Raw genomic sequence first — 13899 nt, forward strand, 5'->3', positions numbered from 1 at the left:
AATTCTCCTAATCATTCTGCGCATTAACGCCACCAACAATTTCTGAAATTTCTTGAGTGATTGCTGATTGCCTTTTTCTATTATATTCTAATGTTAAATCGTCAAGCATATCATTTGCATTGTTTGTTGCATTTTCCATCGCGCTTCTTCTAGAAGCTTGTTCTGAAACTTGGGATTCAATAACTGAACTGTATAAAATTGAATTAACATAAAGAGACATTGAATTTTCCAACACTTTTTCTGCATTTGGTTCAAATTCAGTTAAAATTAAATCTTTTGCGTTATTGGTTTGTTTTTTTTCTATAGGTAATAAACTAATAACTTCTGGTTCAAAAGTAATATTATTAATAAATTTAGTGTATGCAATTTTTATTTCATCAAACTCTAAATTATTATATTTACCTAAAAGTTCACTAGAAATTGAGCGGGCATCTTCGTATGTAAAATTAATATCGTAATCAATTATACACTCATTTATTTTAATCCCATTTCCTTCATAAAAAGATTTGCCCTTTTTACCAAAAACTATAACATAATCATTTTGTTTTATTTGATTAACAACTTTTTTATTTAAATTGATATTATAACCACCACATAAACCTAAATTAGAATTTATAATTACTCATGCAGTTTTTTTAACTTTTTTATTTGGATCTTTCTGATAAATCGATGCTTCAGAATTGCTGATTATGTCATTAAAAACAGTATAAATTTCAGAAAAATATGGTTTAGAATTAACGATTATTTTAACTATTTTTTTCAATTTTGCTGTCGCAACTAATTGCATTGCTTGAGTTATTTTTTCAATGGAATTAATGGAATTAATTTCCTTTTTTAAATTGCTGCTTGATGCCATTTAATTAACCTAACTCTTCAAATTCTTTTAAAGGTCCAAAAATTGAAGATTCATAACTAGGTATTTTTGCCACAGTATTTTTCACTACTAATTTCAAATGCTTAATTACTTGTTTTTTTATTTCATCGTTAAATTCTTTTTTTGTTTCTATTTTTTTGCGTAACATTTTAGCGTCATTATTATTATTAAAGTGGTCAATAACATTAATTTTAAAATCGGAAACAAATTTTAAAGGCAATCATTTAGTTAATTTTTCTTTAACTGCCAGTAAAACTAGTGATTGGTCTATTTGATCGATTGGACGATATTGTTTTTGATTTAAAATTTCAATAACTCTTTTTCCATGTTCCAAAATAGATTTTGTGTTTTCATCCAAATCTGATCCAAATTGTGAAAATGATTGCAATTCACGGTACTGTGCTAATTCTAATTTCAAACTAGCACCTACTTGCTTCATTGCTTTAATTTGCGCAGCACCACCTACCCTTGAGACTGATAATCCTGCATCAATAGCTGGTCTAATTCCTGAATTGAAAGAATCTGAATTTAAGAAAATTTGACCATCTGTAATTGAAATAACATTAGTTGGAATATATGCAGATATATCCCCTGCTTGAGTTTCAATAATAGGAAGCGCTGTGATACTCCCGCCTCCATATTTTTCATTAACACGACAAGCACGTTCTAATAATCTGGAATGTAAATAAAAAACATCACCTGGATAAGCTTCACGACCTGGTGGTCTTCTTAGTAATAAAGCCATTGTACGATATGCTACTGCATGTTTTGACAAGTCATCATAGATAACTAAAACATCTTTTCCTTTTTCCATTCATTCTTCAGCAATAGTCACACCTGTATATGGTGCTAAATATTGTAAAGGTGATAATTCACTTGCTGTTGCAGATACAACAGTAGTATATTTCATCGCACCTGAAGCTCTAAGTTTTTCTACAATTAAAGCAACTGATGATGCTTTTTGACCAATTGCGACATACACACAAAAAACATTTTTTCCTTTTTGGTTAATGATAGCATCAATAGCAATTGCAGTTTTACCAGTTTGACGATCCCCAATAATTAATTCTCTTTGACCTTTACCGATCGGAATCATAGAATCAATACCTATGATACCAGTTTCTAATGGTTCATTTACAGATTTTCTTGTCATTACCCCTAAAGCGATTCTTTCAACAGGACGAAATATTTTAGATTTTATCTTCCCTTTACCGTCAATACTTTGACCAATAGCATTAACAACTCTACCAACCATTTCATCACCTACTGGTGTTTCAATAATTTTTCCAGTTCTTTTAACATTATCTCCTTCTTTTATATTTCGATCATCTCCCATCAGAACAGCTCCGACGGCGTTTTCTTCTAAATTTAAAACTAATCCGTAAACATCGCCTGGAAATAATAATAATTCTCCCATCATAGCTTTGTCTAAACCATTAATCATAGCAATACCATCACCAACAGATATTACCGTACCTTCTTCATTGACTTCAATCTTATTGCCATATTGTTTAATTTGTTTTTTAATTATTTCTGAAATTTCATTAATATTTAACGCCATGAATTAACACCTTTTATTTAATAATAGATTGTTTTATTGTTTTTAATTTATTTTTAATAGAACCATCAAAAATTTTATTATTTATTTTAATTTTAATTCCACCAATTAATGTTGGGTCTAGTTTATTTATTAAATCAATATTAGAATTTAATTTTTTACTGATTTTAATTTTAATAATATTCATTTGTTTATCAGTAAGTTTAGTAACAGAGAATATTGTTCCGTATTGAACATTTCTTGCATTATCAATATCTTTTTGTAATTTATATAAAACATATTGCACATACTTAAATTTATCACGATCGATCAGCAATTTTAAAAAGTTTAAAATGTCTTTATAAACAATCTTTATAAAGACTGCTTCTAACATTTTTTTGCGTTTTTCTCTAGGAATTTGCACACTGCTTAATAAATTAATGTAACTTTTATTAGCATTTAATAATTTTAAAATAACACAACTTTGTTTATAAAATCCTGGAATGCGTTTAGATTCATCAGCTATTTCAAATAATGCTTGAGCACAGTTGGTAACAAATTTATCTTGTGACATACCTTATTCTAATTCCTTAATAAAGTCATCAATCATTTTAGAATGTTCAGATTTAGAAATTTCTTTTTCTAAAATTTTATCAGCGGCCATAAATGCTACATCAATAATTTGTTTTTTAATATCTTCTTTTGCCATTTCACGTTCTTTTTCAATTGTTTGTTTAGCATGTGTGTTGATTTTATCAGCATTTTGATGTGCTTTAATTAAAATTTCGTTTTTCTTTTGTTCGGCATCATTTTTAATTTCAATAAATAAAGATGATGCTTTTGTTTTTGCTTCTGTTAACAACTTAGATGCTTCAATTTCATTTTTATCCGCATTTTTTTGCTTTTGGACAGCTTTGTCTAAAACATCTTGAATCATTTTTTCACGCTTTTTCATCATTTTTCTAAATGGATTATAAACAAATTTAGAAATCATTATCAACAAGACAACTGATGCTAATAAATGAGCAATAAAAACTCATATATTAGGAAATAATTCATTAACAATTTCAGAAGGATCAATGGGTGAACCTGAATAAAAATAAGATGCAATCATTTTAACTACTCCTTTGAATTACAATAAATTTATTAATAAATTATTTACCATCACCAGCGACAACAAATAATAGAATGATAGCAATAACTAAAGCATAAATAGAACCTGATTCAGTAATAGCTGCTGAAATTATGTACATTGTACGAACTTTACCTTCAACTTCAGGATTACGTCCGATAGCTTCTACAGCTTTCCCTCCAATAAATCCTTGTCCAATACCTGAACCACAACATCCGATGGCAGCTAAACCAGCACCAATATATGCCAATGAACCCCAAATATGAACGTCTTGTCCTGCTAAAAATAAATTAATAAAAATGTTTGAAAATATATCCATCATTTTAAATCACTCCCTTTTCTATGTTTTCTAATGAATAATGTTTATCTAATTTTAATTCTAAATTTTCAATATCGATTTTTCTAGTCTTTTTAGTATTAATATCACTAGTGATATTATCTGGTTTACCCATTTCCATCGCTCAGTATGCAATGGTTAAAATTGTAAATATATAAGCCTGAACTAGACCATCGAAAATATCAAAATAAATACTTAAGAACGGCAATATCATTCCCGCTAATAAGTCAACTGGTCCTAAATAAGGAATACTGCTTCAAATACCATTCAATAACGAAGTTAATAATAAGACTATAATTGAACCACCCAATACATTGCCGAAAATACGGAATGAAATTGAGATTAATGGGACAAATTGTTGAATTAGTTCTAATGGATTTAAAAATTTTTTAAAAAATACTAGTTTATGGTATTTAATTCCAAAATAATAAATCCCAATAAATGTTATTATCCCCAAGGATAATGGTACAGTAAAGGACGAAACTATTGAATCAAATCCAATCACTTCCATTAAATTACCAATTCCTAAATAAAATAACAAATATAATCCATAAACTGTTAATCCTCTATACCTTGTTCCCATTAAATCAACAATCTGTTCTTCTAATCATTTTATAACTAATTCTCCAATCAGAACTATTCCGGTTGGAGCTTTATCGATCGATGCTTTTTTTAAACTTTTGTTATAGCTTAAAATTAGAATCATCATAATAAGAAAAACTAAAAATATGGTTACCAACTGTGGCATTAACATTAAAGGATTTCATGAATCCATACCTGATGGATCATCGGTTAACAGCAAACTGTTAAAAGACATATACGTTAATTGCATGTAATTGTACTCCCATTTTGATTATCGCCTTTATCTTTTAAACCTATATTAATAAAAAATGTTGTCAAAGGATACAAGCAAATTCCTACGATTATTGTGTACAAACAAAATAAATTTTGATGATATGAAAAAATAATAATAGGAATTGAATAAATAACTAATCTAAAAAAAAACATTAATATATATCAAAATTTGTTTTTAGAAAAAAATAATAATTTTCCAGATAATATTAAAAATAAATACCCAATTGATGAAAATAAAAATCCTAGGGCTAAACCACTAAATAAAATTGAATTTGGATATCATGCAAAAAAAACAATTACTAATAATAATGAAATTACTGCAAAACCAATAAAACTAAATAAAAATACCTTAAAATCTATTCTGTTTTTAATAAATTTAAAAGCATTCTTTTTTAAATTATTTTGTTCCAAAAATTCTATCTCCAGCATCCCCTAAACCAGGGACAATGTAGCCTTTTTTGTTTAACTTCTCATCTTTTGATGCTAAGTAAATATCTACCTTTGGATGGTGTTTTTGTATGTAATCCACACCTTCAGGAGAACCGACAATAGCAACTAAAATAATTTTATTCTTAGTTATCTTTTCTAACTTTTCAATAGCTAATGATGCACTTCCACCAGTAGCTAACATCGGATCTAACACAACAGAAATTGAATTGTTTAAATCTGGATTTTTGAAAAAATATTCAACTGGCTCCAAAGTTTTTTCATCTCTGTGCATACCAATGTGACCGATATTAACATTTGGTAATAAATCAAGAAATCCATTTACCATACCTAATCCAGCTCTTAGAATAGGGAATAAATTTATTTTTTTTGACAATCCATAACCAGTAGTTTTTGCAACTGGTGTTTCAATCTCAAATTCATCTAATTCAAGATTTTTAAAAATTTCAAATATCATTAATTTCGTAATAGCGTCAAGATTTTCTCTGAAATGTTTCGTATCAGTATTCTTACAACGCATTTTAGTTAACTTATCTAAAATTAAAGGATGTTTAATTACATTTAAAGACATCTTTTACTCCCTATTTAAAATATATTAATATAAATATAAAAAAAATAAAAGCATTAAAACTAAATAATTTAATTAATTAAATTATTTAGTTTTTCTATCCTTTTGACATGACGTTCTTCTTCACTAAATTTAGTATTAATAAAAACTTCTACTAATTGTAAAGCTTTTTCTTTCGCAATAATTCTAGCTCCTAATGCAATTATATTTGCATTATTATGTTCTCTTGATAATTTTGTTGTAATGGTTTCATTTAATAATGCTGCCCTTGCCCCAGGGATTTTATTTGCAGCAATTGAAATTCCTATTCCGGTACCACAAATAATAATTCCTAAACTGTTTTTATCGCCAACAACTTTATTGGCAACTTTTTTTGCGAAGTCTGGATAATCCACAGATTTTTCAGAATGTGTTCCTACATCTTCTAATTCATAACCTTGTTTATTTAATTCTTTTATTAAAAAAGATTTCATTTCTAAAGAAGAATGATCACCACCGATAAATAATTTCATTATTTTTTCTCCTTTTTGCTTTTTAATAATGTTTCTAATTCATGCATTAATGATTTTATTTTATTAATCAAAGGTTCGTAAACATCATTTTTAGTGTAGTCAATTCCAATTTCTTTTAAAATATCTAGAGGCGGCTTTGAACCCCCTGATTTTAAAAATTTCATTACGTTTTCAACGTTACCGTTTTTAACATCTTCATACAATTTAAATGAAGCAACAATTGAAGTGGCATATTTATAAACATAATAAGGGGAATTGAAGAAATGTAATATTCTAGTTCATGAATATTTGTTACCTTTATCGTCTAAATTATCAAAGACTGTATAACCAAAATCATCAGAAATTTTTTTAAATAAATTTGCTAAAATTTCAGCATTTAATGGATTATTTTCTTCAACTAGTTTATGTGCTTGTAGTTCAAAGTCTGCGAAATGGATTTGTCTGAAGAATGTTCCCATAATCTCTTCAATTCTTGTTTGAATTAAGTTTATTTTATTATTAATATCAATTTCTTTTTTGTATAAATAATCAAATAACAAATGTTCATTTAATGTTGATGCTACTTCAGCTAAAATTATTGGATAGTTTGAAAGAGGATATTGTTGGTATTCATCTGCAAACAATGTATGAACAGAGTGACCTACTTCGTGTGCTAAAGTGTTTACTGAATATATTTTATTATCTCAATTCATTAAAATTATCGGTTCAACAATTCATCCGCCTGATGAATACGCACCATCTCTTTTGTTGGTATCTTCAAAATAGTCAATTTTATTTTTTCCTCATGCTATTTCTAATTTTTTTAAGTATTCATCACCTAATATATTTAAAGCTTCTTTAATTATTTTTTTTGCATCTTCAACAGAATAATTTTCAACTACTGATTGAGCCAATGTTAATCCACGGTCAGTAGAATAAAATTTATCTAAATTCCAGTGTTTCTTTAATAAGTTATTATAATCAACAAATAATGAAGAGTATTTTTTTCCATAAACTATTAAAGAATGATAAATATCTTCTGAAACTTCATCACCTAATAAACTGGCGAATAAAGTGTTTTTAAACCCACGTATCTTAATAGATTCAACTGCTTTGATAATAATAGCTTCATAAACTTTTGCTAAAGAATGTTTTTTATCTTTTAAATGTTCTGTAAATTTATTAGCAGCTAGAATTCTCAACTCTTGGTCTTCAATCGGATTAGTCTCTTTCATAATTTCACTATATAAAGAATTTGTTAATTCTTTTTTTTCACCTTTATATTCAATAAAAACAGGATTTTTATCAGCATAAGATAAAAGATCGTACAATTCATTTGCTGTATTTCTACTTCTTGAAACAGTTGATAATACATATTCTATTTCTTCTTCTAAAAAATATTTTGCATTTTTAAAAAATTTTTTATAAGAATTAATATATCTATTCAAGGTTTCTTCTTCTGTTAATCACTTAATAATTTTTTCTTCACCAATTTTTTTTAATTCAGGGTTAATAAAAGAAAGTTTGCTTGATATGTCAGTCAATGTATTGCTAAATAAACCTGATAAATCTTTATATTTTACATCACTCTGATTTATATCTCCATAATGGATATACTGTGACATTTTGGTGATTATTTTATCTACTTCTTCATCTAATTTAATATAATTTAAAAAGTTATTTTTATTATCTAATTTCCCTTTTAAGATAATAATTTCATTTAATTTAGTGACACACTTTTTTAAATCTTTTTTTCATAATTCGTCATTTGTATATAACTGTGTGAAATCTCATTTATATTCTTGAGCTGCTTCAGGTCGTTTCATTTTAACTCCAATTCATATTTTAAATTATTTTTATTCTACAATATTTTTCCTTTTTTATTAATAAAAATTAATTATTCATTAGTTTTTACTATGTGCTATAATTCTAGATAAATAAAACATAAGAAAGGAAAAATATGATTTTACTTAATAAAATGAGTAATGAAATTACTCTAAAAGCATGTTATAGTGATGGTTCACTTAACAAGTTTGTCATTAAAAAGGATGGTGTCACTACTTTTATTTCTAATGATAAATCAATTTACTTATATCTTAATGCATCATCTGCAACGCCAATAAAAGTAAAAAACATTATTATAGATTTTATAAAAAATAATGTTTACGACATAAATATTGATACTCATTCATTTAAAAATAACGACGACTTATCTTTTACTAAAGCTATTATGGAAGGTGTTTTTTACGCTAAAAATGAATCATATAATTTAAAAACTAATAAAAAGGAAATTGATGAACCAAAAATTAATATTTTATCAATTTCTGATACATCAGAAATTGAGTTCAAAAGGATTGCTTTAAAATACGAATACATTAATTTTGCTAGAAAATTACAAGATACTCCTCCTAATATTTTAAATTCTGAAAAAATGGCTATATTAATTGAAGCTGAAGCGAAAAAAATACCAGGCTTAACTTGCAAAATTTTAAATAAAGCAGAAATTGAAAAAAATAAAATGGGGTTATTGTTAAGCGTTAATGCTGGGAGTAATTTTGAACCTAGAGTTGTTGTATTAGAATATCGTGGTAATCCCACATCTAATGAAAAAACTGCCCTAGTAGGAAAAGGTATCACATTTGATACTGGTGGATATAGTTTAAAACCAGCAAGTGCTATGGTTGGTATGAAATTTGATATGTCTGGAGCTGCGATTGTTTCTGCGACAGCATTGTCTTTGGCAAAGTTAAAAGCGAAAGCGAATTTTGTTAGTGTAGCATGCATAACAGATAATAGAATTGGTGCTAATGCAACTTTACCAGAATCTGTAATCACTTCAATGAATGGTAAAACAGTTCAAATTGATAATACTGATGCTGAGGGAAGATTAGTTTTAGCTGATGGAATTACATATGCAATCAGAAAAGCGAAAGCTACTAGAGTTGTTGATGTCGCAACATTAACAGGCGCTATTGTGATCGCATTAGGTCATTATATGACAGGTGTTTTTGCAACTGATGATGCATTTTATCATGAATTTGAAGAAGCTGCTAAAAGAGGCGGTGAAGAAATTTGAAGAATGCCAATCCATTCTGAAAATTACAAAACTATCCGCAATAGTCCAATTGCTGACATTAGCAATATTGGTACTTCAAGATTTGGTGGTTCTAGTTCTGCTGCTGCATTCTTAGATGAATTTACAGAGGGGTTGCCATTTGTCCATTTAGATATTGCAGGAACTTCTGAATGTCCAAAAACTAAACGCGGTACTGGAATAATGGTTAAGTCGTTGATTGAATTGTTATTTAAAGGTTAATAATTTTAAATTAAAAAAAGTCTAGGTTTTAAACCTAGACTTTTTTTAATTTAAAATAAATAAAATTATTTAATGATTTTTACTACTGAACCAGCACCAATTGTTCTACCGCCTTCACGGATTGAAAATTTAGTTCCTTGTTCAATAGCTATTGGGTGAATTAAGTTAACAGTTAATTCAGCATTATCACCAGGTTGAACCATTTCAACACCTTTTGGTAATTCAATTGAACCTGTTACATCTGTTGTTCTGAAGTAAAATTGAGGACGGTAATTACCGAAGAATGGTGTATGTCGTCCACCTTCATCTTTAGATAAAGCATAAATTTGAGCAACAAATTGTGTATGTGGTGTAACTGTTCCAGGTTTTGCTAAAACTTGTCCACGTTGGATTGAATTACGGTCAACTCCACGTAGTAAGGCTCCGATATTATCACCAGCTTCAGCATAATCTAGTAACTTACGAAACATTTCAACACCTGTTACAACAGTTTTTTTAGTTTCTTGAATACCAATAATCTCAACTTCATCGTTGATGTTTAATTTACCACGTTCAACTCTACCTGTTGCTACAGTTCCACGTCCTGTAATTGTGAAAACATCTTCTACGGGCATTAAGAATGGTTTGTCAATGTCACGTTCTGGTTCTGGAATGAAACTATCAACAGCATCCATTAATTCTAGAACTTTCTCTTCTCATTTCGCATCACCTTCCAACGCTTTTAATGCTGAACCTTTAATTACAGGAGTATTATCACCATCAAATTCATATTTAGAAAGTAATTCTCTAACTTCCATTTCTACTAATTCTAATAACTCTTCATCTTCAACCATGTCACATTTGTTTAAGAAAACAACCATTTTTGGCACTCCAACTTGTCTTGATAACAAAATGTGTTCTCTTGTTTGAGGCATTGGCCCATCTGAAGCGGCTACAACTAAAATAGCTCCATCCATTTGTGCTGCACCAGTAATCATATTTTTAACATAATCTGCATGACCAGGACAGTCAACATGTGCATAATGTCTTTTATCTGTACGATATTCAACGTGTGATGTATTAATAGTGATTCCACGAGCTTTTTCTTCAGGTGCATTATCAATACCAGCGTATCCTTTAGCGTCAGCGTATCCTTTTTTTGATAAAACTGTTGTGATAGCAGCTGTTAATGTTGTTTTACCATGATCGACATGACCAATAGTACCAATATTTACGTGAGGTAGACTACGGTCAAATTTTTCTTTTGCCATATTATATTTTCTCCTTGTGTTTTCTAATAAACATATTAAATAATAAAATATTTTTTATATTTTTTCAAATATTAACATATAAAAAATTAATATTTTTATTTTTTAAATTTTGAAACAATTTCTTCTGTAATAGACTTTGGTGCTTCTTGGTAATGACTAAATTGCATTGTATATGTTCCACGTCCTTGTGTGAAAGAACGAAGATCTGTAGCATAACCAAACATTTCTGATAAAGGAACTTTAGAATTAATTATTTGTGCATTCCCTCGTTGTTCATTACCTTCAATTTGTCCACGTTTTGATGAAATATTACCCATAACATCACCATAATATTCTTCTGGAACAGTTACGTCTACTGACATGATTGGTTCTAAAATAACAGGTTTAGCATTTTTGGCAGCTTCTTTTAATGAAAGTGATGCCGCTATTTTATATGCCATTTCGGATGAATCAACATCATGGTATGAACCATCATATAAAGTAGCTTTTACATCAATCATTTGATAACCAGCAAGAACACCATTATTTAAGGCACCTTCAACACCAGCTCTAATTGCATTAATGTATTCTCTAGGAATTTTACCACCAACAATTTTATCAATAAATTCAAAACCTTTTTCTGGGTTTGGTTCATATTTAATTCAAACATGGCCGTATTGACCGCGTCCACCTGATTGCTTAATGTATTTTCCTTCAGCATCTGTTGAAGCTTTAAACGTTTCACGGTATGAAACTTGAGGCGCACCAACATTAGCCTCAACTTTAAATTCACGTTTTAAACGATCGACAATAATATCTAAATGTAATTCGCCCATTCCAGCTATTATTGTTTGACCTGTTTCTTGATCTGTGAAAGTTTTGAATGTCGGGTCTTCTTCTGCTAATTTTGATAAAGCAAGTGACATTTTTTCTTGGTCACCTTTCGTTTTAGGTTCTAAGGCAAGATTAATAACTGGTTCAGGGAATACCATTGACTCTAAAATAATTTGTTTCTTTTCATCACATAAAGTATCACCAGTAACGGTGTCTTTCAATCCAACTGCTGCTGCAATTTCACCAGCTCTTACTTCATCAATTTCTTCACGACTATTTGCATGCATCTTTAAAATTCTTCCGATACGTTCTTTTTTGCCTTTTGTTGAATTGTAAATATAACTACCTTTTGTTAATTTACCTGAATAAACTCTAAAGAATGAAAGTTTACCTACAAAAGGATCAGTCATAATTTTAAACGCTAAAGCTGAGAACGGTTCATCATCAGAAGAAATTCTTTTCCCTTCTTCACCTGAAGGAAGTAACCCTTTAATGCTTGGCACATCTAAAGGAGATGGAAGATAATCAATAACAGCATCAATCATTAATTTAACACCTTTATTTTTAAAAGCTGAACCACAAATTACAGCGAAAAACTCTGATGTTAATGTGGCTTGACGAATAGCTTTTTTTAAACGATTGTTATCTAAATCACCAGAATTTAAATATAACTCCATAACTTCATCATCAAATAAAGCGACCGCTTCAATTAATTTAACACGGTACTCTTCTACCAAATCTTTTTGGTCTTCAGGGACTGGTATTTCTTTTGCATTTTCTTCTGATTTACCATCAAATGAATAAGCTTTTCTTTCAATTAAATCAATAATTCCAGTAAAATTTTCTTCCGAACCAATTGGTAATTGGATTGGGTGTGCCTCAGCACCTAATCTATCTTTAATTGTTTTTACTGAATACAAAAAGTCTGCTCCAGTTTTATCCATCTTATTGACAAACACAATTCTAGGTACTTTATATGTTGTCGCTTGTCTTCAAACTGTTTCAGTTTGTGGTTCTACTCCGGATTGTGCGTCAAGAACAGCAACAGCGCCATCTAAAACTCTTAAAGATCTTTCAACTTCTACAGTAAAATCAACATGGCCAGGAGTATCAATTATATTGATACAATTATCTTTCCAAAAAGCAGTTGTAGCTGCAGAGGTAATTGTAATCCCTCTTTCTTGTTCTTGTGCCATTCAATCCATTTGACTTTGACCATCATGAGTTTCACCAATTTTGTGAATTTTACCTGTGTGGTAAAGTACACGTTCTGTTGTTGTTGTTTTACCAGCATCAATGTGAGCCATAATCCCAATGTTTCTTGTTTTTTCTAATGGATATTTTCTTTCCATAAATTTTTCCCTCTATAAAATTATCAACGGTAATGAGCAAATGCTTTGTTAGCTTCTGCCATTTTGTGTGTATCTTCTTTTTTCTTATGTGATGCACCAGTTTTTTTTGCAGCATCGATTATTTCATTAGCTAATTTTTCAACTGTGCTTTTTTCAGATCTTAGTCGTGAATAATTAACTAATCATCTTAAACCTAAAGTAACACGTCTTTCATCGCTAACTTCAACTGGAACTTGATAATTTGCCCCACCAATTCTTCTAACTTTTAACTCTAATTGCGGCATTATATTATTTAACGCTTCATTAAAAACATCTAGTGGTTCTTTTTTTGTTTTTGCTTTTATTAAATCAAATGCATCATAAAGAATGCTTTGAGCAGTACCTTTTTTACCATCCAACATTATTTTATTAACTACTCTTGTGACTAATTTAGAATCATAAACTGGATCAGGTAATACATCTCTTTTTTTAGCTCTATTTTTTCTCATTTTAAAATGCTCCTATCCTTAATTAATTTTTAGGTTTTTTAGTACCATATAAAGAACGACTTTTCAATCTTTTGGCAACACCAGCGGTATCTAAGTTTCCACGTACTATATGATATCTAACACCAGGCAAGTCTTTAACTCTTCCTCCACGTATTATAACCACACTATGTTCTTGAAGGTTATGTCCTTCTCCTGGAATATAAGCTGTAACTTCCATTCCATTTGTTAAACGCACACGGGCATATTTACGTAAAGCTGAGTTAGGTTTTTTAGGGGTCATTGTAGCAATTCTGGTACAAACACCTCTTTTTTGTGGTGAACTAATGTTAGTCACTTTTTTCTTTAATGAATTTAAATTTCTATTTAAAGCAGGTGACTTAGTTTTGTAAGTTTTTTTCTTTCTTGGTTTATTTACTAATTGGTTAATTGTAGGCAAATT

The 13899-nt window shown here is 29.1% G+C and carries 15 protein-coding genes; 1 reads left to right on the top strand and 14 read right to left on the bottom strand.

Features of this window, described 5'->3' with window-relative positions:
* Window positions 1-7 precede the first annotated feature (7 nt).
* From atpG to pepF, 10 genes are all read right to left on the bottom strand, one after another.
* Window positions 8-856, bottom strand: a complete 849-nt coding sequence (gene atpG / locus AAHM77_RS03270; RefSeq protein ID WP_342252697.1) for an ATP synthase F1 subunit gamma — start codon at window positions 854-856, stop codon at window positions 8-10.
* A 4-nt stretch (window positions 857-860) separates the two neighbouring features.
* A complete protein-coding gene (atpA, locus tag AAHM77_RS03275) occupies window positions 861-2435 on the bottom strand; it encodes a F0F1 ATP synthase subunit alpha (RefSeq protein WP_342252698.1) in 1575 nt (524 codons plus the stop codon).
* Window positions 2436-2448: 13 nt separating this feature from the next.
* Window positions 2449-2985: a F0F1 ATP synthase subunit delta gene (locus AAHM77_RS03280; protein ID WP_342252699.1), complete on the bottom strand. Its 537-nt coding sequence runs from the start codon at window positions 2983-2985 to the stop codon at window positions 2449-2451.
* A 3-nt stretch (window positions 2986-2988) separates the two neighbouring features.
* Complete coding sequence (atpF, locus tag AAHM77_RS03285; protein WP_342252700.1) at window positions 2989-3525, bottom strand: F0F1 ATP synthase subunit B; 537 nt, start codon at window positions 3523-3525, stop codon at window positions 2989-2991.
* Between the two features lie 40 nt (window positions 3526-3565).
* Complete coding sequence (gene atpE / locus AAHM77_RS03290; protein WP_342252701.1) at window positions 3566-3865, bottom strand: ATP synthase F0 subunit C; 300 nt, start codon at window positions 3863-3865, stop codon at window positions 3566-3568.
* Window position 3866: 1 nt separating this feature from the next.
* The gene (locus tag AAHM77_RS03295; protein ID WP_342252702.1) at window positions 3867-4712 is read right to left on the bottom strand and encodes a FoF1 ATP synthase subunit A; all 846 of its coding nucleotides are present in this window, start codon (window positions 4710-4712) and stop codon (window positions 3867-3869) included.
* A complete protein-coding gene (locus AAHM77_RS03300) occupies window positions 4703-5164 on the bottom strand; it encodes an MG406 family protein (protein WP_342252703.1) in 462 nt (153 codons plus the stop codon). Before AAHM77_RS03300 ends, AAHM77_RS03295 begins: the two co-directional genes overlap by 10 nt.
* Window positions 5133-5753 carry a uracil phosphoribosyltransferase gene (gene upp / locus AAHM77_RS03305; protein WP_342252704.1) on the bottom strand — a complete coding sequence of 207 codons (621 nt, stop codon included), beginning with the start codon at window positions 5751-5753 and terminating at the stop codon, window positions 5133-5135. Before upp ends, AAHM77_RS03300 begins: the two co-directional genes overlap by 32 nt.
* A gap of 68 nt (window positions 5754-5821) precedes the next feature.
* Window positions 5822-6262, bottom strand: coding sequence for a ribose 5-phosphate isomerase B (gene rpiB / locus AAHM77_RS03310; RefSeq protein WP_342252705.1), 441 nt, complete (start codon window positions 6260-6262; stop codon window positions 5822-5824).
* Window positions 6262-8067: an oligoendopeptidase F gene (gene pepF / locus AAHM77_RS03315; protein ID WP_342252706.1), complete on the bottom strand. Its 1806-nt coding sequence runs from the start codon at window positions 8065-8067 to the stop codon at window positions 6262-6264. The genes rpiB and pepF overlap by 1 nt, the downstream gene beginning before the upstream one ends.
* A gap of 152 nt (window positions 8068-8219) precedes the next feature.
* Here pepF and AAHM77_RS03320 point away from each other — a divergent pair, with 152 nt between their 5' ends.
* Window positions 8220-9557 carry a M17 family metallopeptidase gene (locus AAHM77_RS03320; RefSeq protein WP_342252707.1) on the top strand — a complete coding sequence of 446 codons (1338 nt, stop codon included), beginning with the start codon at window positions 8220-8222 and terminating at the stop codon, window positions 9555-9557.
* A 65-nt stretch (window positions 9558-9622) separates the two neighbouring features.
* On the opposite strand, the gene tuf is transcribed toward AAHM77_RS03320, so the two are convergent.
* From tuf to rpsL, 4 genes are all read right to left on the bottom strand, one after another.
* Window positions 9623-10807 carry an elongation factor Tu gene (tuf, locus tag AAHM77_RS03325; RefSeq protein WP_342252708.1) on the bottom strand — a complete coding sequence of 395 codons (1185 nt, stop codon included), beginning with the start codon at window positions 10805-10807 and terminating at the stop codon, window positions 9623-9625.
* Between the two features lie 95 nt (window positions 10808-10902).
* The gene (fusA, locus tag AAHM77_RS03330; RefSeq protein ID WP_342252709.1) at window positions 10903-12972 is read right to left on the bottom strand and encodes an elongation factor G; all 2070 of its coding nucleotides are present in this window, start codon (window positions 12970-12972) and stop codon (window positions 10903-10905) included.
* Between the two features lie 20 nt (window positions 12973-12992).
* Window positions 12993-13460: a 30S ribosomal protein S7 gene (rpsG, locus tag AAHM77_RS03335; RefSeq protein ID WP_342252710.1), complete on the bottom strand. Its 468-nt coding sequence runs from the start codon at window positions 13458-13460 to the stop codon at window positions 12993-12995.
* A 22-nt stretch (window positions 13461-13482) separates the two neighbouring features.
* Window positions 13483-13896, bottom strand: coding sequence for a 30S ribosomal protein S12 (gene rpsL, locus AAHM77_RS03340; protein WP_342252711.1), 414 nt, complete (start codon window positions 13894-13896; stop codon window positions 13483-13485).
* Window positions 13897-13899: the final 3 nt, after the last annotated feature.

Source organism: Spiroplasma endosymbiont of Amphibalanus improvisus (assembly GCF_964030645.1).
Taxonomy (GTDB): domain Bacteria; phylum Bacillota_I; class Bacilli_A; order Mycoplasmatales; family Mycoplasmataceae; genus CAXIPX01.